Annotated in this window: 21 protein-coding genes; 11 read left to right on the top strand and 10 right to left on the bottom strand. The window is 73.5% G+C overall.

The window, feature by feature from the left end:
- On the top strand, positions 1 to 247 hold a 247-nt coding region (locus tag VIG76_RS06235), incomplete at its 5' end, for a carboxymuconolactone decarboxylase family protein (RefSeq protein WP_331952198.1).
- A gap of 15 nt (positions 248 to 262) precedes the next feature.
- Here VIG76_RS06235 and VIG76_RS06230 read toward each other — a convergent pair.
- Positions 263 to 1,453, bottom strand: a complete 1,191-nt coding sequence (locus VIG76_RS06230) for an amidase domain-containing protein (RefSeq protein ID WP_331952196.1) — start codon at positions 1,451 to 1,453, stop codon at positions 263 to 265.
- Positions 1,454 to 1,651: 198 nt separating this feature from the next.
- A complete protein-coding gene (locus tag VIG76_RS06225; protein WP_331952194.1) occupies positions 1,652 to 2,242 on the bottom strand; it encodes a YdeI/OmpD-associated family protein in 591 nt (196 codons plus the stop codon).
- Positions 2,243 to 2,325: 83 nt separating this feature from the next.
- Here VIG76_RS06225 and VIG76_RS06220 point away from each other — a divergent pair, with 83 nt between their 5' ends.
- Complete coding sequence (locus VIG76_RS06220; protein ID WP_331952192.1) at positions 2,326 to 3,939, top strand: phospholipase D family protein; 1,614 nt, start codon at positions 2,326 to 2,328, stop codon at positions 3,937 to 3,939.
- A gap of 2 nt (positions 3,940 to 3,941) precedes the next feature.
- Positions 3,942 to 4,703: a metallophosphoesterase family protein gene (locus VIG76_RS06215; RefSeq protein WP_331952190.1), complete on the top strand. Its 762-nt coding sequence runs from the start codon at positions 3,942 to 3,944 to the stop codon at positions 4,701 to 4,703.
- An 11-nt stretch (positions 4,704 to 4,714) separates the two neighbouring features.
- Here the strand turns inward: VIG76_RS06215 and VIG76_RS06210 are convergent, their stop codons facing one another.
- Positions 4,715 to 5,368, bottom strand: a complete 654-nt coding sequence (locus VIG76_RS06210; RefSeq protein WP_331952188.1) for a TetR/AcrR family transcriptional regulator — start codon at positions 5,366 to 5,368, stop codon at positions 4,715 to 4,717.
- A gap of 62 nt (positions 5,369 to 5,430) precedes the next feature.
- On the opposite strand from VIG76_RS06210, the gene VIG76_RS06205 reads away from it, so the two are divergent.
- A complete protein-coding gene (locus tag VIG76_RS06205) occupies positions 5,431 to 5,739 on the top strand; it encodes a hypothetical protein (RefSeq protein ID WP_331952186.1) in 309 nt (102 codons plus the stop codon).
- 153 nt (positions 5,740 to 5,892) lie between these two features.
- Positions 5,893 to 6,099, top strand: a complete 207-nt coding sequence (locus tag VIG76_RS06200; protein ID WP_331952184.1) for a hypothetical protein — start codon at positions 5,893 to 5,895, stop codon at positions 6,097 to 6,099.
- 323 nt (positions 6,100 to 6,422) lie between these two features.
- Here VIG76_RS06200 and VIG76_RS06195 read toward each other — a convergent pair whose 3' ends face one another.
- Positions 6,423 to 6,791: a hypothetical protein gene (locus VIG76_RS06195; protein ID WP_331952182.1), complete on the bottom strand. Its 369-nt coding sequence runs from the start codon at positions 6,789 to 6,791 to the stop codon at positions 6,423 to 6,425.
- Positions 6,792 to 6,981: 190 nt separating this feature from the next.
- Here VIG76_RS06195 and VIG76_RS06190 point away from each other — a divergent pair, with 190 nt between their 5' ends.
- The gene (locus tag VIG76_RS06190; protein WP_331952180.1) at positions 6,982 to 7,485 is read left to right on the top strand and encodes a DUF6069 family protein; all 504 of its coding nucleotides are present in this window, start codon (positions 6,982 to 6,984) and stop codon (positions 7,483 to 7,485) included.
- Positions 7,486 to 7,489: 4 nt separating this feature from the next.
- Here VIG76_RS06190 and VIG76_RS06185 read toward each other — a convergent pair whose 3' ends face one another.
- The 3 genes from VIG76_RS06185 to VIG76_RS06175 form a co-directional block, all read right to left on the bottom strand.
- Positions 7,490 to 9,991: an AAA family ATPase gene (locus VIG76_RS06185; RefSeq protein ID WP_331952178.1), complete on the bottom strand. Its 2,502-nt coding sequence runs from the start codon at positions 9,989 to 9,991 to the stop codon at positions 7,490 to 7,492.
- Positions 9,992 to 10,035: 44 nt separating this feature from the next.
- Positions 10,036 to 10,284, bottom strand: a complete 249-nt coding sequence (locus VIG76_RS06180) for a DUF4242 domain-containing protein (protein ID WP_331952176.1) — start codon at positions 10,282 to 10,284, stop codon at positions 10,036 to 10,038.
- A gap of 123 nt (positions 10,285 to 10,407) precedes the next feature.
- Positions 10,408 to 11,172 carry an alpha/beta fold hydrolase gene (locus VIG76_RS06175; protein ID WP_331952174.1) on the bottom strand — a complete coding sequence of 255 codons (765 nt, stop codon included), beginning with the start codon at positions 11,170 to 11,172 and terminating at the stop codon, positions 10,408 to 10,410.
- A gap of 115 nt (positions 11,173 to 11,287) precedes the next feature.
- Between VIG76_RS06175 and VIG76_RS06170 the strand changes: the two genes are divergently transcribed.
- The 4 genes from VIG76_RS06170 (at position 11,288) to VIG76_RS06155 (ending at position 12,960) form a co-directional block, all read left to right on the top strand.
- Positions 11,288 to 11,485: a hypothetical protein gene (locus tag VIG76_RS06170; protein ID WP_331952172.1), complete on the top strand. Its 198-nt coding sequence runs from the start codon at positions 11,288 to 11,290 to the stop codon at positions 11,483 to 11,485.
- Positions 11,482 to 12,039: a GIY-YIG nuclease family protein gene (locus VIG76_RS06165; RefSeq protein ID WP_331952170.1), complete on the top strand. Its 558-nt coding sequence runs from the start codon at positions 11,482 to 11,484 to the stop codon at positions 12,037 to 12,039. Before VIG76_RS06170 ends, VIG76_RS06165 begins: the two co-directional genes overlap by 4 nt.
- Before the next feature lie 130 nt (positions 12,040 to 12,169).
- A complete protein-coding gene (locus tag VIG76_RS06160; protein WP_331952168.1) occupies positions 12,170 to 12,475 on the top strand; it encodes an ArsR/SmtB family transcription factor in 306 nt (101 codons plus the stop codon).
- Positions 12,472 to 12,960 (top strand): SRPBCC family protein, encoded by a 489-nt coding sequence (locus tag VIG76_RS06155; RefSeq protein WP_331952166.1) that lies wholly within the window; start codon positions 12,472 to 12,474, stop codon positions 12,958 to 12,960. Before VIG76_RS06160 ends, VIG76_RS06155 begins: the two co-directional genes overlap by 4 nt.
- A 40-nt stretch (positions 12,961 to 13,000) precedes the next feature.
- Here VIG76_RS06155 and VIG76_RS06150 read toward each other — a convergent pair whose 3' ends face one another.
- The 3 genes from VIG76_RS06150 to lgt all read right to left on the bottom strand — a co-directional run bounded on the left by VIG76_RS06150 (position 13,001) and on the right by lgt (position 16,274).
- Positions 13,001 to 14,752 (bottom strand): DEAD/DEAH box helicase, encoded by a 1,752-nt coding sequence (locus VIG76_RS06150; RefSeq protein ID WP_331952164.1) that lies wholly within the window; start codon positions 14,750 to 14,752, stop codon positions 13,001 to 13,003.
- Positions 14,753 to 14,893: 141 nt separating this feature from the next.
- Entirely contained in the window at positions 14,894 to 15,313 is a 420-nt protein-coding gene (locus VIG76_RS06145) for a hypothetical protein (protein WP_331952162.1), read from the bottom strand.
- A 58-nt stretch (positions 15,314 to 15,371) separates the two neighbouring features.
- Positions 15,372 to 16,274 carry a prolipoprotein diacylglyceryl transferase gene (lgt, locus tag VIG76_RS06140; RefSeq protein ID WP_331952160.1) on the bottom strand — a complete coding sequence of 301 codons (903 nt, stop codon included), beginning with the start codon at positions 16,272 to 16,274 and terminating at the stop codon, positions 15,372 to 15,374.
- A gap of 157 nt (positions 16,275 to 16,431) precedes the next feature.
- Between lgt and VIG76_RS06135 the strand changes: the two genes are divergently transcribed.
- Complete coding sequence (locus VIG76_RS06135) at positions 16,432 to 17,898, top strand: aldehyde dehydrogenase family protein (protein WP_331952158.1); 1,467 nt, start codon at positions 16,432 to 16,434, stop codon at positions 17,896 to 17,898.
- Positions 17,899 to 17,920: the final 22 nt, after the last annotated feature.

The raw sequence follows: 17,920 nt of genomic DNA, 5'->3' as shown, positions 1-17,920 counted from the left end.
CGACGTGCTCTTCGAGGACGTCTGGAACCGGCCGGAGCTCGCCGCCCGCGACCGGAGTCTCGTCACCGTCGCGGCCCTCGTCGCCGGCGGCGATGCCGACCAGCTGCGCTTCCACCTGGGGCGCGCGATGGAGAACGGGGTCACCGAGGCCGAGCTGGTCGAGGCGATCACCCACCTCGCGTTCTACGCCGGGTGGCCGAAGGCGATGACGGCGATCACCGTGCTGAAGGCGCTAATCGCCGACTGACCGGCGGGAGTCGCCTCAGTGCTTGAGCAGCCAGAACTGCACGCGCATGTGCCGGTAGCCGGCCCGCATGGAGAGCGTGCCGATCGATCCGCCGTAGAGCTGGTGGTTGGTGTGCTCGGCGTACCAGATGTGCCGCGTGCCGTCCGGGTCGACCACGATCTTCGAGACGACGGCGGTGTGGTCCCATGAGGAGCCGACGCCGGTCCAGTTGAACTGCACGATGTCGCCGACGCGCACCTCGTCCCGCTGCGCGTAGGTGAGACGGGTGGCGAGGTCCGGCCGGCTTGCGAGCCAGCCGCTCATCGCGGTGGAGGAGACCCAGGGCGCGCTCGCGGCGACGGTGGTCACGACCTTCTTCACGTGCTCGACGACCTTGGTCTTCACCGTCTTCATGACGGCCGTCTTCACGGTCGTGCCGTGCACCTTCTTCGTGATGGTGACGGGCACCGTCACGGTCTTGCCGTGCACCTTCTTCGTGGTGGTGACGGGCACCCTCTTCGCCGCAGCGACCGTCTTCTTCTGGATCACGGTGTGGCTGACGGGTCCGTCGTCGAACCAGGCCGCCGACTCCTTCCAGCCCCGAGCGGTGAGGAGCTGACTGGTGAAGTTCACGCAGTCGTTCTTCGGGATGTAGCCGAAGCGGGCGGACCTGCGCTGGTTCCAGTTCGCGGCGGCGTAGGCCATCTCGCGGTCGACACCGTTGCGGACGGCGTACGTCCACGTGAGGTGCGTCGGGATCCAGGCGCGGTCGGTGGCCGAGACCAGGGCGATCGGGACGGTGCCGGGCACGAAGTCCTGGGCCGTCGGGACCACGAAGCGGAGCGCCGTCGGCGACAGCAGGGTGAGCTGCTGCGCGTCCTGGCTCCCCACGACCACGCGGGCCACGTTGGCCATCGAGCTGCCGTGCATCGTCACCGTGCGCATCGCCGCGGTGCCACCGCTCCTGCCGCTGAGCGACGTGGCGACCGGCTCGGGCAGCGGAGTCGGCTTCGGCGTCGGCGTCGGCGTCGGCGTGGGAGCGGATGTGACGCCGGGCGTGGGCGTGACGGTCGGCGCCGGCGTGCTGCTCGCGGTTGCGGTCGCGACGGTGCCGAACCGCCCGGTGAGCGCCTCGGCGCCGCCACCGAACGCGGCGTTCAGGGCGAGGCCGGCGAGCAGGGTGACGGTCGCCACCAGCGAGGCGCAGCGGCGTGGATCGATCGGCATGGGTCGATGGGTGTCTCGGGTTCGCGATGGCGGGCGGCGGTGAGGGTGCACCGCCGGACGGTGTCGAGTCGAACTCGATGAAGTCCCGCGCGATCTGGGGTTCTCTGTATCACCGACGGTACGGCGGACCGCGGAGGCTGTCCCACCCCAGTGCGGGGTACCCCCGCGAAGGGGTCGCGCACGCGTTCAGCGAGCCGGTCAGCCGCGGATGCCGCGCCGAGGATGCAGCGTCTCCCCGCGCGCGAGCATCGCCACGTACTCGGCGATCTTCCGGGCGCGGGTCTCCGCGCGCTTCACGCTCCCGATGCGGAAGAGGATCGCGTAGCGGTTGGCGCTGTCGAGCTCGGCGAACAGGGCGGCGGCCGCCGGCTCCGCGTCGAGGGCCGCGCGAAGGTCGTCGGGGACCTGAGCGCTCGCCTGCCCCGCGTAGGCCGCGTCCCACCGGCCGTCCGCCTTCGCGCGCTCCACCTCCGCGAGCCCGGCCGGACGCATCCGGCCCGCTGCGATGAGCCGCGCGACGTGCTCCCGGTTGCGCGCGGACCACACGCTCCGTGAGCCGCGCGGCGCGAAGCGCTGCAGGAAGAAGGCTTCGTCGAGCGGTGCCTTCTGGCCGTCGATCCAGCCGAAGCACAGCGCGATGTCGAGGGCCTCGGCGTAGGTGGGCGAGGTGCGGCCGCTGCCCTTCTTGGGGATGGCCAGCCAGACGCCGGGCGACGACCCGGCGTTCGCCGCGAGCCAGGACTCCCACGCGCCCGCGTCCGCGACGTGGAACGGCTCGCGCTCGGGCATGGACGGGACGGTAGCGCCGCGCTCCGACCTCGTCCGCGCCGCCGGCAGGAACCGTCAGCCTGGAGTGCGGCAGAGTGCATCCTGTGGACGACGGTGCGGCGCGATGGTTCCTCTCCCGCGAGGAGCGCGGGAACCCGGCGAGCGACGCGCACGCCGGTGACGAGAACCGGTCGTCCTGGTCGGAGGGCAACCTCGTGCGGCCCCTCATCCACGGCGCGACGTACTTCGCACGGCTGCACGAGGAGCTCACCGGGCTGCGGCCGGGCGACCGCGTGTGGTTCACCGACTGGCGGGGTGACGCCGACGAGCTCCTGCTGCCCGACGGACCCACCGTCGGCGAGCTGCTCGCCGACACGGCGCGCCGAGGCGTCGAGGTGCGCGGCCTGGTCTGGCGCTCCCACGGTGAGCGCCTCCGGGCCCCGATCAGCGGCCGCTCGAACGAGCGGCTCGGCCGGAAGATCAACGACGCGGGCGGCGAGGTGCTGCTCGACCAGCGGGTGCGCCGGTTCGGCTCGCACCACCAGAAGCTCTTCGTCATCCGGCGGCGGGACGACGCGAGCCGCGACGTCGCCTTCGTCGGCGGCATCGATCTCTGCCACAGCCGCCGCGACGACGCCGCGCACGGCGGCGACCCGCAGACCCTCGACATGGATCCCCGCTACGGGAAGCAGCCGCCGTGGCACGACGCCACCCTCGAGCTCCGCGGGCCCGTGGTCGCGGACGTGCTCGCGGTCTTCGCCGAGCGGTGGAACGACCCGCATCCGCTCGACCGCCGGACGCCGTACCGGATGCTGCTGCAGCGCCTCGCCCGGATGCCGCGGCACCCGAAGCCGCTGCCGGAGGCGGCGCCCCCTCCCCCGCCGGCAGGCCCGCACGCGGTGCAGCTGCTGCGGACCTACGGGCACAAGCGGCCGCCGTTCCCATTCGCGCCCGAGGGCGAGCGCACCATCGCCCGCGCCTACACGAAAGCGTTCGGGCTCGCGCGGACGCTGCTCTACATCGAGGACCAGTACCTGTGGTCGAAGACCGTGGCGAGGGGCATCGCGGACGCGCTGCAGCGCAACCCGCAGCTGCACGTGATCGTGGTCGTGCCGCGCTACCCCGACTCCGACGGTCCGCTCGCGGGGCCGCCCAGCCGGATCGGCCAGATCCACGCCATCCGGATGCTCCGCCGCGCCGCGCCGGACCGGTTCGCGGCGTTCGATCTCGAGAACACGGCCGGGATCCCGATCTACGTGCACGCGAAGATCTGCATCGCCGACGACGTGTGGATGACCTGCGGCTCCGACAACTTCAACCGCCGCTCGTGGACCACCGACAGCGAGCTGACCTGCGCCGTGCTCGACACGACGCCGGACGACCGCGAACCGGATGAGGAGGGCCGGTCGGGCGAGCGGCCGCGCAGGCTTCCGCGTGACCTGCGGCTGCAGCTCTGGGCCGAGCACCTCGGCGTCGATGCCGACGACGAGCGCCTGCGCGACATCGCGGGCGGGTTCGCCCTCTTCACCGCTGCCGCCGACGCCCTCGACCGGTGGCATCGCGACGGCGAGCGCGGCCCGCGCCCGGCGGGCCACCTCCGGCACCACACCCCGGAGCCCGTCTCCCGCGTGCAGCGCATCTGGGCCGTGCCGGCCAACCGGCTCGTCGTCGACCCCGACGGGCGGCCGCGGCGCCTCCGGGGCACGCGCCGGTTCTGATCGTGGTCGCCTCCGTCGCCGTGCTGTCCGACATCCACGGGATGCTGCACGCGTTGGACGCGGTGCTCGCCGAACCCGTGGTGCGGCGCGCGGACCTGATCGTCGTCACGGGCGACCACACCTGGGGGCCGCAGCCGGCGGGGGTGCTCGACCGCCTCGCCGGCCTCGGCGCCGGGGCGGTGCTCGTGCGGGGCAACGCCGACCGGGAGCTGCTGCAGATGGCGCAGGGCCTGGACATCGGGCTCGGCGACGACCCGCTCTCGGTCTGGGGCGCCGAGCAGCTGACCGGCGCCCACCAACGGATGCTCGAGTCGATGGCGACGTCGGTGACGCTCGACGTCGACGGCTTCGGGCCGGTGCTCTTCTCGCACGCGACGCCGCGGAACGACGAGGAGGTCGTGCTCGTCGACTCACGCGTCGAGCGGTGGGCGGAGGTCTTCGCCGGGGTGCCGGACGACGTGCGCACGGTCGTCGCCGGCCACACCCACATGCCGTTCCTCCGCCTCGTCGACGGGCGCCTGGTCGTGAACCCGGGCAGCGTCGGGCTGCCCTACGGCCGGGCAGGCGCGCACTGGGCGGTCCTCGATCGCGGGCTCGTGTCGTTCGGCCGCACCCCGCTCGATCCCGACGACCTCATCGAGCGCACCGCGGCGGATTCGCGCCTCCCGCATGTCCGGGAGTGGCTTGAGGAGCACATCCGGCATCCGGCGGGCGACCTCGCCGCGCTGGAGGTCTTCGGCTCCTGGGACGGCCGTCCGGCCTGACGCGAGCCCGATCAGGTGGGCGCGAGGAACAGCCGCGACCAGGTCTCGACGAGGTAGTCGCCGAACTCCGCGGCGGTCCAGCCGCGCCCGTCCGCGAGCTCGCTGTAGTGCTGCGGCCCCGCAGTCGCCCAGACCACATCCGCGACGAACCGGTCGGGCAGGTCGGCGCGCACCTGCCCCGTCGCCCGCAGGTCCGCGGCGAAGCGCAGCATGTTCGCCGCACGCCGCTCGGCGATCTCCCGGTCCAGCGCCAGGCAGTCGGCGTCGAGCCGCGCGGCGTCCCGGAGCGCCATGAAGACCGGTCCGGTCCGCGGGCTCATCTCCGCGATGCTCTCCGCGTAGATCCGCAGCTTCTCTCCCGCGGTCGGCGCCGCCCGCACCCGCCGCACGTAGTCGCGGTCGTCGGCCGCCACGGCGCCCGGGGCGCCGGAGATCGCGACCTCGACGACCTCGCGCAGCAGCGCCGGCTTGCGGCCGACGAGGGCGTAGAGGGTGTCGACGGCGACGCCCGCATCCGCGGCGATGCGCCCCACGCTCACCGCTGCGTAGCCGTCGGTCGTGAACAGCCGGGTGGCGGCCTCCACGATGCGCACGCGCGTCAGCGACGACTGCTCCCGGCGCAGCGCGGACTCGTACCGCCGTCGGGTCTTGACTTCGTCGGACACGAGGGCCACAGTAGCGCCAATCGATCCGAAAGACATTCGGATCGAATGAGGAGATGGTCCCGATGGTCTACGCATTCACGCAGGACGTCCCGCTCGACGAGGAGCGCTACCGCAAGGTGATCGCGGAGCTCGGGCCCGATCCGGTCGACGGATGCCTGCTGCACCTCTGCGTACGCCGCGAGGACGGCGGCCTGCGCTACATCGACGTCTGGACCTCCGAAGCGGACTGTGCTCGTGCCTTCGACGAGCGCATCCACTCCGCGGTCGACACCGCGTTCGGCGGGCGCCGCCCGGGGCAGGAACCGACGGTGGTCCCGCTCGAGATCCTCGACATGAGCGGCTCGTTCGTTCCGGCAGCCGCCCCCGCCTGAGCAGGGCATCCGGAGCGCCGGTCGGCCGCCGCACGACGCCCCCGGATGCCGGGAGCACGGATCCGTCCGCGCCCTCGTCTTCGGGGGGCGGTGTTCGCGGATTCGGCCGTGTCGGAACGGCGCCATGGGCCCTTCTTCGCTACACCTGTCCACATGGGAATCGGCCTCGGGCTCATCTGCATCGGGGCGGCGGTCATGATCGTCGCACTCGCCGCGCTGGCCATCTGCGGCGTGGTCGCCGTCGTCGGTCGTCTCCGCGAGCTCGGCCCCGCGCGCTATGCGCGCGCCGAGCGCCACGGCCGCGCGGTGACGCCGGCACCTGCGCCGACCCGAGCCGCTTCGCGCGCCCGCCTGATCTGACGGCGCCGGCGCTTCCGCCCCCGCCCCTTCCGGTCGAAGGGTCCGATGGGGGGTTGCCACTCGTGGCGACTTCCCGCGCCCAGAAGTCGCCACCAGTGGCAACTCCCCGGCTCTCGAGGACGACGGTTGCCACTATCTGCGACCTTGAGCGCCCCAAGGTCGCAGAAAGTGGCAACAGCCCGAGGGGGCCTGCACAGTCGTGAGGGCTGATCCACCGCCGGGATCAGTCGGAGGGTCGCGACGACCGCCTCCGGGCGACCATCGGCAGCACCTGCGTCCATTCGGACGAGCGGATCATCCCGCGTCGGTCGACGCCGGAGCGGTCAGTCGCTGTAGGCGTCGAAGTCGTCGTGATCCGGTCGCGGATCCGCCTCGGTCGCGATCGCCTGCGCACCGCGACCGAGGAGCGCGTCGAGGCGACGACGGAGGTCGGCGAGCAACTCGTCGATCCCCGTGAGCTCCACCTTCTCGGCCTTCCGGTCGTCGTTCTCCATCAGGGCGATCTGGCTCGCCGGCCCGATCAGCAGGCTCGCCTGCTCCTGCTGCCCGTTGCGGGCGACCGGCAGCACGACGGTGTCGGTGGTGCCGGCCCTGCCCAGATGCATCGCGTACTCGAGCACGAGGTCCGCGACCCGTGCGTCGGTCACGGCGATGTCCGCCCCGGCCATGGAGATGCGCTTCAACTCGACCACGGAGAGATGCTGGAACGGGGTTCTGAGCGCTTCCCGAATGATCGCCGACCCGGCCCCACCCTTCCTCCGGGTGACTGGATCTGCTCCCCCCTCGACCGAACCAGGCGACGTCGCTTCGCGGGTTCTGAGCGGCGCCCTTCTACGCTCCTGAGCACCCGCGAGCACGGTCACGAACGGTGGAGGACACGGGATGACGGACACGGACGAGCGCACGGTCTTCGGCGGATTCGGCCGGTGGGCCCGACTCGACCTGCCGCGCGGTGCGGCCCAGCCGTCGATCGCCCGCGTCGTCGTGGCGACGGTCGTCGCCGTCGTCGGCTCGATGGCGGCCTGCTGGCTCCTCGCTGCGGCGGCGGTGCACCTCGATCCGTCGCTCCGGGGCTACGACCACTTCCGCTTCGTCGACTACGCGAAGCTCGGCATCCCCGGCATCGTCATCGCCTGCGCCGCCTGGCCCGTCGTCACCTGGTTCTCGTCGCAGGCCCGCCGCGTCTTCCTGCTCCTCGCGGTGCTCGTGACCGTGGCGAGCTTCCTCCCCGACCTCTGGATCGGCATCCACGGCCAGCCCGCCGGGGGCGTCTGGACGCTCGTGCTCATGCACGTGGCCCTGCTCGTCGTGACGTACCCGGCGCTCGTGCTGATCGCACCGCAGCCGGCGGAGCATCGGATCTCGAGCGGTCTCGCCTTCCGCTGACCGGTCAGCGCCGTCGGTCGAGCTCCCGGCGGCTCGCCACCTGCTTCTTGCGGAGGATCTCCGCGACGTGGTGCTCCACCGTGCGCACCGACAGGGTGAGATGCCCCGCGATCTCGCTGTCCGGCGCCCCCTTCTCCAACCAGCCGAGCACCTCGCCCTCGCGCGCTGTCAGGCCGTCGGGACGGAGCGTGCGACCCGGGCCCGGCGCTCGCGGCACGGAGCGCGCGCCGGAGGCCCGGAGCCGCGCGGCGGCACGACGCCACAGGGGCAGCGCGCCGAGGTCGGCTGCGATCGCGAGCGCGCGGCGGAGGTCGTGCTCGTCCTCGCTGTCCGCCAGCGCATCCGCGGCCTCGTACGGGCAGCCGAGGGCGGCCCAGGCCTCCGCCGCCGCCCGGTGGTCGCCGGCGAGCTGCAGCCGGTAGGGCTCGGCGGCGCGCTCCCCCATCGACGTCCTCTCCCCGGCGCGCCGCAGCCAGAGCGCCATCTCCCCCGACGCCCACCGGTCACCGCGGGCGACCGCGGTCTCGTGCAGCTCGCGCAGGCGATCGAACGGCAGCGGGCGGCCGGCGAGCCAGTCCGCCTCCGCCCGGGCGGCGACGGCCGGCGCGAGCCGCTGCAGGGCACCGGTCTCCTCGGCGATCCGCTCAGCGCGGTCGAGCTCCGGGCCGGGATCGCCCTGACCGGAGCGCGCGCGGATGCGAGCAGTGAGGTAGGCCACCGTGACGCGCGTGATCGTGCTCGCGCGGTCCCCGGCGGCGCGCAGCCGATCGAGCTCATCCGCGGCCTCCCGCCACCGCCCCTGCTCGAACAGGCAGCGCGCGCTCCAGGCGCTCGTGTACCAGGCGTGCCCGTCGAGGTCGCGGGCCCCGAAGTAGCGGGCCGCCTCGGCCGCCGCGGCCGCGCTCAGTGAGTACTGCCTGGCCTCGCCCGACGCGGATACGAGGTTGGCGTAGGCGCGTCCCACCTCGGCGGTGAAGCCGTGCGCGGCGCCGAGGTGGATCGCCCGGCGCAGCGGCGCCTCGCCCGCGACGTCCCCCTTCAGCAGCAGCGCCGATCCGAGCGCGTTCGACGCGACGATCTCGGACTCGACGTCGCCGGCAGCACGCGCCACGGCGATGCCGGCCCGCGCCTGCCGCACCGCCTCCGTGAGGTCGCGAGCGATCATCCGGTCGTTCGCGAGGTTGGCGACCGCGGCGGCGTGCTCCCTCGAGTCCGGATGCGGCGCGGTGAGCTCGACGGCCAGCAGCGCGAGCTCGTGCGCCGGGGCCTCGAGCGGCTCGATCCGGCTCCGCATCCGCACCGCGTCGCTCCGGAGGCGGCCGTCGTCGAGGGGCGCACTGAGCGCGAGCGCGTCGTCGGCGGTCGCGAGGGCCGCGGCGTCGTCACCGATGGCCGCCTCCTGCGCCGCGAGGAGCAGCAGCAGGCGCACCCGGTCGGCGGGCGGCGCGCCGCCTGCCGCATCGGCGAGCGCGCGCCGGTAGTGCTCGACGGACTCGTGATGCGACCCGAAGGCGGCGGCCCGGCGGGCGGCGGCCATCTCGGCCTCCATGGCGATCGCGCCCTGCCGGGCCAGCCGGGCGTGGTGCGCGACGGCCGCCGGCTCCGCCGCGGGCGCCGAGCGGAGCCGCGCGAGCACCTCCTCGTGCAGCGCGCGACGCCGCGCCTGCGGCAGGCCGTCCAGCACGGCGAGCCGGAGCAGCTCGTGCCGGAACTCGATCGCGTCGTCGGAGACGGTCAGGAAGTCGGCCCGGTCGAGCTCGGCGAGGTGCTGCCAGTCGTTCCCGACCACCTCCGCCGGGGCACGGCCGGGCACGACGGCCAGCCGTTCGAGCAGCGACCGCGCCTCGGGCGACAGCGGCGCGATCCGCGCCGCGACGACCTCCGCGAGGGTGGATCCGCCGTCCTGAAGCAGCTGCGTCACGAGGAACGCGTTGCCGCCGGTGAGGCGCAGCGCGGCGTCGACGTCGTCGTCGGCCCCGTCGACGAGCCTGGCCACCGCGTCGCGGCTCAGCGGCTCGACGACGCACCGGGTCAGGACGTCGGCCGAGGCGAGATCGCCGAGCACGGCCGAGATCGCGCCGACCGCGGCAGCACCGCTGCGCAGCACCACCACGAGCAGGCCGCAGGTGTCCCCGATCCGGCGCCCGAGGAAGCGCACGACGTCGCAGCTCGCGCTGTCGATCCAGTGCGCGTCCTCGATGACGAGCGCCGCGCCGGGCGTCGCCATGGCGCTCAGCAGCAGGTCGCCGACCGCGATCGGGTCGGGTGGCAGGGCGCGATCCGGGAACAGCCGGCCGAGCAGGTCGCGGAAGGGGCCGAGCGGACGCGGCGTCGCGAGCGGCTCGCAGTACCCACGGATCGCCGTCGGGAACGCCGCACGCACCAACGCGCTCTTCCCGCCGCCCGCCTCGCCCGAGACGACGACCACCCGGCCGTGCCCGGCGCGCGCCGATCCCTCCTCCGCATGGAGGACGTCGAGCTGGGCATCGCGCTCGAGGAGCGGCACGCTCCCCGATGGTAGGCCGGTGGCCGCCGTCGCGGGCGGCCGATTCAGACGCCTTCCTCGACCGGGTAGACGTTCGCCGCGACGAGGCCGTGGGCCTCGCGGTGCACCGTGGAGGCGGCCTCCGCGGAGGGCGCGTCGACGAGGCAGAACACCTTCCCGTGCTCCTCGTCGACCCAGTAGCGGAGGTAGTGGACGCCGTGCGCGTCCTGGGTGGCGAGGTCGGCCTGGTGGGCGCCGGCGACGTCCGCCATCGTGACCTCGCCGAGGTCGTGCATGTCCATGAAGAGGGGCATCGGCCCTGTCCTTCCGTGAAGGGGATGTGATGGCGCCCAGGCTCGCGCGCACCGCATCCCCCTCACATCGGTACCGGCCACCTGATTTCGGCCGCCCGGCCGCACCGGATCCGAAGGTCGGCCTCAGGGCCGGAAGAACGCCGCCAGCACAGGCGCGAGGGCGCCCGGCCGCACCGCATGGCCCTCGCCTGGGATCACCGCGATCGTCGCATCCGGGATCGTCGCCGCCAGCGCCGACGTCGCCGCTGCCGCCCACGCGGGGCTCGCACCGCCCGAGATCAGCAGTGCGCGGGCGGCGATCCGCCCGACGGCCGTCGGGACGCCCCCGTTCCCGATCAACGTCTGCTCGTCCGGCAGCGTGTGAGCCAGGGCGACGAGTGCCGGCCACCACGGCGCGGTCCGCATGGTCTCGTCGAACCTTCCCGCGGATGTGCGCCGGAACCAGGCGACGGTCGCGTCGTCCGCCCGGCCGGCCGCGAGCAGCGCCCGGAGGTCGGTCGCGAACGCGGCGGCGCCCTCCGGATCGCGATCCTGCACCGGCGGCTCGTAGGCCGCGACCTCGGCGATCGCCGGCGAGACGGCGGCCGCGAGGAGTACGAGCACGGCTCCGCTCGAGTGCCCGAAGAGGCGCGTGGCGCCGGTCGCACCAGCGACAGCGAGGAGATCGTCGACCTGCTGCTGCGCGGAGACCCACGCGGTCGGCCCGCTGTCGCCGCGGCCGCGCCGGTCCGGGATCACCGCGGTGAACCGGTCGCGCAGCAGGTCGGCGAGCGGACGCATCGACTCCCGGGTGCCGAACGCGCCTGCCACCAGCACCACTGCGGGCCCCGTCCCGATCGCCTCGAAGGCGATCCGGGTTCCGTCGGTCGATGTCGTGTACTCAGGCATGGCGCTCCTTCGATCCACGGGGGCGCACGCCCCGCATGAGCACGACGCGCCGAGGTGGCCTGGAAGGACATCTCGGCCACATCCGCCGTCGGTACCCCCTGCCTACGATGCGGCGATGGACCAGTACGCGGTGCTCATCTCCGCCCACGATTCCGCCCACGCCTTGGACGCGGCGCCCGAGCATCTCTCGGAGAGCGACGAGCGTGCCGGCGAGCTGCTCGCCACGGACGCGATGACCGCCGCCTGGGCGCTCACGCCCCGGGAGCTCGTGAGGTCGGTCCGCGCCGACGTCGTGCGTCCGCCGAGCGCGTGACGGGTGCTGCGGCGGCTCCCGGTTGCGCGATCGACGGGTGCGCCGAGCCGGCGTTCCGGCCGGAGGTGATCGCGCTCTGCGCGACGCATCTCTCGGTCGCGGCCGAGGTGCAGGAGTCGGCGACCGGGGCACCCGACCTGCTGCCGACACCCTGCCGCCTCTGCGGCGCCCGGATCGGCATCCGCTATCCGTCGGGCTGGTCCTGCAGCGTGTGCGAGTGGCCGCACGGGGAGCAGCCCGACGGCGAGCTGCCGCCCCCGCGCGTGGACGTCGTCTACTACATCCGCTTCCGCGACCGGGTGAAGATCGGCACGACGACCAACCCCCGACAGCGGTTCGCGGCACTGCGCCACGAGGAGGTGCTCGCGTTCGAGCGCGGCGACCGGCGTCGCGAGCAGCAGCGGCACGCGGAGTTCGCCGACGAGCGCGGCGGCTCGAGCGAGTGGTTCGAGCTCAGCGACCGCTTGCGCCACCACATCGACGTGCTCGCGGGCGGCGTCGACCCCTGGGATCGCTGGCGGCGCTGGGTCGCCGAGGTCACCGCGACCCGCTGACCGCGCCGGTCCGATCCGCTCTTGACCGCCATCCTGTAATCAATTAGTTTGTTGATCAACAGTTTGGTTGATCACAGCGAGGAGGTGCGACATCGAGGGGACAGCGGATGCGTCCCTCGACCGGGCGTTCATGGCCCTGGCGGACCCTGTCCGGCGTGCGATCGTCGCCCGGCTCTCGCTCTCCGACGCAACGGTGAACGAGCTCGCGGCGCCCTTCGGCATCACCAAGCAGGCCGTCTCCCGGCACATCCAGGTCCTGGAGAGCGCCGGTCTCATCACCCGCAGCCGCGACGCGCAGCGGCGGCCCTGCCATCTCGAACCGGCGGCGCTCGAGACGCTCACCGAGTGGATCGACGCGCTCCGCCTCGAGACGGAACGCCGCCACCGCCGCCTCGACGCGGTCCTCACCACCCTTCAGGAGAAGCACCACCGATGACGAACCCCACCCAGATCACGGCCGAGGCCGGCCGTCCCTTCGTCGACATCGTCCGCGAGTTCGACGCCCCCATCGCCGCGGTCTTCCGCGCGCACACCGACCCGGAGCTGTTCGCACAGTGGACAGGGCCGGAGCAGCTCTCCGTCGACGTGAAGGTCTTCGACGCCGTGACCGGCGGCCAGTGGCACTACGTCAGCACCGACCCGGCGGGCGGCACCTACGGCTTCCGCGGCGTGTTCCACACCGTCGAGCACGAGGCGCTGATCATCCAGACCTTCGAGTTCGACGGCGCCCCCGGCCAGGTCAGCATGAGCGTCGCCCGGTTCGAGGAGACCCCGACCGGCACCCGGATCTCGACGCACACGGTCTTCCCGTCGATCGAGTCGAGGGACGGCATGGTCGCGACCGGCATGGAGCACGGGGCGACGGAGAGCTACCGGCGCCTCGAGGCGCTGCTCGAGCGCGACTCGGTCCACTCCGCCTGAGCCGAACCGGGCCCGACGGAGTCCATCCGTCGGGCCCCGTTCAGCGGTGGCGCGGCTTGCGGGGCGCCCCGTCGCCGTCGTCGCGGCGGGTCCGCCGGGGGCCGCGGTCCGGGCGCAGCTGGATGAGCCGGCCGCTGATCCGCGTGCCGGAGAGCCGGTCGAGGGTGTCGGGCGACAGGTCCGCCGGCAGCTCGACGAGCGAGAAGTCGGGACGGATGTCGATGCCGCCGAAGTCCTCGCGGCTGAGGCCGCCCTCGTTCGCGAGCGCCCCGACGATCTGCCGCGGCTCGACCTTGTGCCGCTTGCCGACCTCGATCCGGTACGTCGCGCGGTTCGCGCCGGACGACCGGCGCGGCGGCCGCTCCCCGTCGTCGCCCCGGGGCGCACGCTCGCGGTCGTCGCGCTCGAACCGCTGCGCCCGGTCGTCCTCGGGCGAGAGCAGCAGCGGCTCGTCGCCCTGCGCCACCACGGCGAGCGCGGCGGCCACGTCGACCTCCGGCACGTCGTGGTGCTCCACGTAGTGCCCGATGATGTCGCGGAAGCGGGAGATCCGCGCCGCCTGCTCGAGGGCGGCGGTGATCTGGTCGTCCCAGCGGGTGAGGCGCGTGGCGTTCACGTCCTCGGTGCTCGGCAGCTGCATCTGCGTCAGCGGCTGCCGGGTGGCGCGCTCGATCGAGGTGAGCATCCGTCGCTCGCGCGGCGTCACGAAGCTGATCGCGTCGCCGGAGCGGCCCGCCCGGCCGGTGCGGCCGATCCGGTGCACGTACGACTCGGTGTCGATCGGCAGGTCGTAGTTGACGACATGGCTGATCCGCTCGACGTCGAGCCCGCGGGCGGCGACGTCGGTGGCCACGAGGATGTCGAGCTTGCCCGCCTTCAGCTGGTTGACGGTGCGCTCGCGCTGCACCTGCGCGACGTCGCCGCTGATCGCGGCGGCGGAGTAGCCGCGGGCGCGCAGCTTCTCCGCGAGGGTCTCGGTCTCGTTCTTCGTGCGGACGAAGACGATCATCGCCTCGAAGTTCTCGACCTCGAGGATGCGGGTCAGCGCATCCACCTTCTGGGGATACGAGACGACGAGGTACCGCTGGCGCGTGTTCGCCGACGTCGTCGTGGCGGTCTTCACCGTGATCTCGGCCGGATCCGTGAGGTACTTCGCCGAGATCCGCCGGATCTGCTGCGGCATCGTCGCGGAGAAGAGCGCGACCTGCTTCGTGGCGGGGGTGTCGGCGAGGATCGTCTCGACGTCCTCCGCGAACCCCATCCGCAGCATCTCGTCGGCCTCGTCGAGCACGAGGTACTTCAGCTCGGAGAGGTCGAGGGTGCCCTTCTCGAGGTGGTCGATGATGCGGCCCGGCGTGCCGACGACGATGTGCACGCCGCGGCGGAGCGCCGAGAGCTGCACCCCGTACCCCTGGCCGCCGTAGACCGGGAGCAGGCGGATGCCCTTCAGGTGCGCCGCGTAGCTCTCGAACGCCTCGCAGACCTGCAGCGCGAGCTCGCGGGTGGGCGCGAGCACGAGGGCCTGCGGCGTGCTCTGCGCGAGGTCGAGGCGGGACAGGATCGGCAGCGCGAACGCCGCGGTCTTGCCGGTGCCGGTCTGGGCGAGGCCGACGACGTCGCGGCCGGCGAGCAGCGGCGGGATGGTGGCCGCCTGGATCGCGGACGGCGACTCGTAGCCGACGTCCTTCAGGGCCTTCATGACCCGGTCGTCGAGGCCGAAGTCGGCGAACGAGGGGGACGCCGGAGCCGAGGACTCGGCGTCGGGATCAGCGGAGACAGCAGGAGAAGACACGCAGGAACGGTACTCGCCCCGCGGATCCCGTCCCTGCGGCTCCCCAGATCGCGCCGTTCCGGAGAAACCGTCCGACACGCCGCGGATCGCGCGACCGGCGCGGCGTGTCGTGCAAGAACTCCGGAACGGCGCGATTCGGGGTCAGCTGCGGAGCACCCGCATGAGCACGTCCTGCGCCGCGTCGAGCTCCGCGGAGGCGACCCAGAGGTCCTGCGGGACTCCCCCGGCCTCCGCATCCGCGCCCCTCGCGGGCGCCGCCCACGCGGCGATGTCCTCGGCGGCGAGCGCCTCGAGCACGGGGTCGGCGAGCCCGGCCGGCACCTGCGCGATCGGCGCCCAGAACAGCGCCTCGAGCCCGTTGCCGCGGCCGAACGGCGGCAGCCAGTACGCGCGGCCGAACTGCAGCTCGTTCGCGGCGGCGATCGGCGCCTCGAAGGAGGATGCGGCGGAGCGACGCCCCCGCTCGGCCGGTGGCGTCCGCCGCCCCGAGAGCCCGAGCAGCACCGAGACCGCAGAGCGCATGAGCACCGCGGACGGGCGCATGGCCCGCGGTGTCGGCATCGCTCCGTCCTGCTGCATCATCGGGTGAACGGCCGGCACGCGGTCGGTGTTCCGCCGGCTACCGCGCGTCGACGGGCTCCCGCTCGGGCGTGGCCAGCACCGCGTCCGCACGGGGATGGTCGGTGAGGAACGGCGACGGCTCGTCCCCCGGGTGCCGGCGCAGCGACACCGCGAGCAGCACCACACCGACGGCGATCGCCGCGAACGACGCCCAGTCGTTCGCCGGGATCCCGAGGAAGCCGTCGCTGGTCGGGTCGATGCGGATCGCCTCGAGCCAGCTGCGGCCGAGCCCGTACCAGATGAGGTAGACGGCGATCGCGCGCCCCCAGCGGAGCGCAACCCGGCGCTCGAGCAGCAGGATGAGGCCGACGCCGAGCAGGTTCCAGACGATCTCGTACAGGAACAGCGGATGGAACAGCGTGCCCGGCGGCGTGCCGGGCGGGATGTGCGGGTTCGCGGGGGCGACCTGCAGGCCCCACGGCAGCGTCGTCGGCAGCCCGAAGAGCTCCTGGTTGAACCAGTTGCCGAGCCGCCCGATCGCCTGCGCGACGAGCATCCCGGGCGCCATCGCATCCGCGAAGGAGAGGAACCGCACCCCGGCGCGGCGGGTGGCGATCCAGATGCCGAGCGCGCCGCCGAGCATCGAGCCGTAGATGGCGTTGCCGCCGTCCCAGATCGCGAACACGTTCCAGAGGTCGTCGCCGGGCGCGAAGTAGTCGCCCGTGTGCGTGAGCACGTGGTACATCCGCGCCACGACGATGCCGAGCGGCACCGCCCAGATCGCGACGTCGACGACGAAGCCGGGCGCGACGCCGCGCGCCGCCAGCCGGCGCTGCGTGATCACGATGGCGGCGACGATGCCCGCCAGGATGCAGAGCGCGTACATGTGGATCGTCAGCGGACCCAGCTGGAAGGACGCCCACGCGATCGGCGGGCTGGGGATCGCTGCGACGAACGGCACGGGCTTCCCTTCGGATGTCGGGACGCGGACGGCGTCCCCGCCTCCACGATAGGCACGCCGGCGACGTCGCCCGGCGCCTGTCCGGCGTGGAGACTGTGTGGAGACGGAGCGGAGCGACGGAGCGCCGCCCTCCTCCGCCGACCGGATGGAGGAGCTCATGACCGCACTGCTCGACATCGACGCCTGGAACGGCCGTCTCGCCCTCGGCGGGCGGATCGCGGCGGGCCGCGGCGGCATCCGCACCGTCGTCTGCCCGGCGGACGGGTCCTCCCTCGGCACGATCGGGGTCGCCGGGGCGGAGGACGTCGACGACGCGGTCGCGGCCGGCCGCGCCGCGCAGCGCGCCTGGGCCGACGCGCCGTTCGACGACCGCGCCCGCGTCTTCCGCGCGGCGGGCGCGCTGCTCGAGCAGCACGCGGACGAGTACGCGCGGTGGCTCGTCGGCGAGGCCGGCTCCGGCCGGGGCAAGGCGGCGTTCGAGGTCGGGCTCGTCGCGAGCGAGCTGCACCACGCCGCCGCCCTGGCGCTCGCGCCGACCGGCCGCATCCTGCGCTCCGCGAAGCCGCGGCTCAGCCTCGCGCAGCAGGTGCCGGTCGGCGTCGTCGGCGTGATCTCGCCCTTCAACTTCCCCGGCATCCTCGCGATGCGCAGCGTCGCCCCGGCGCTCGCGCTCGGCAACGCGGTGGTCCTGAAGCCCGACCCCCGCACCGCCGTGAGCGGCGGCCTGTTCCTCGCCGCGCTGCTCACCGAGGCCGGCCTGCCGGAGGGCCTGCTCTCGGTGCTGCCCGGCGGCGCGGAGGTGGGTGGGCGGCTCGTCGAGCATCCGGACGTCCGGGTCATCTCCTTCACCGGGTCGACCGCCGCCGGCCGCCGGATCGGCGAGACCGCGGGCCGGCTGCTGAAGCGGGCGCACCTCGAGCTCGGCGGCAACAACGCGCTCGTCGTGCTCGACGACGTCGACGTGGACGCCGCCGTGAGCGCCGGCGCCTGGGGCTCGTTCCTGCACCAGGGGCAGATCTGCATGACCACCGGCCGCCACGTCGTGGCCGCGAGCGTCTACGACCGGTACGTGGAGGGCCTCGCCGCGGCCGCCGACCGGCTGCCCGTCGGCGACCCGCGCACCTCCGACGTGCCGCTCGGCCCGATCATCGACGAGCACCAGCGCGACCACGTGCACGAGCTCGTCACCGCCAGCGTCGACGCCGGCGCCCGGCTCGCCGCGGGCGGCACCTACGACGGCCTCTTCTACCGGCCGACCGTGCTCGCCGAGGTGCGCCCCGACCACCGTGCCTTCGCGGAGGAGGTCTTCGGCCCGGTCGCGCCCGTGCTCCGCTTCGACGGCGAGGACGAGCTCGTCGATATCGTGAACCGCAGCGAGTACGGGCTCTCGCTCGGGATCCTGACCAAGGACGTGATGCGCGGCCTGCGCCTCGCGGAACGGCTGCCGTCCGGGATCGTGCACATCAACGACCAGACCGTCGACGACGAGTCGGTGGCACCGTTCGGTGGGGTCGCCGCGTCCGGCACCGGGGTGCGCTTCGGCGGCTTCGAGTCGAACGCGGAGGCCTTCACGGAGACCCGCTGGATCACCGCCCAGGGCGACATCGAGCGCTACCCGTTCTGACGCGCGAGGAGTCCCAGCAAGG

Origin of the sequence: Amnibacterium sp. (assembly GCF_036559085.1) — a bacterium.
In the GTDB taxonomy this organism is placed as follows: domain Bacteria; phylum Actinomycetota; class Actinomycetes; order Actinomycetales; family Microbacteriaceae; genus Amnibacterium.
This window is presented reverse-complemented; position numbering and strand designations above follow the sequence as displayed.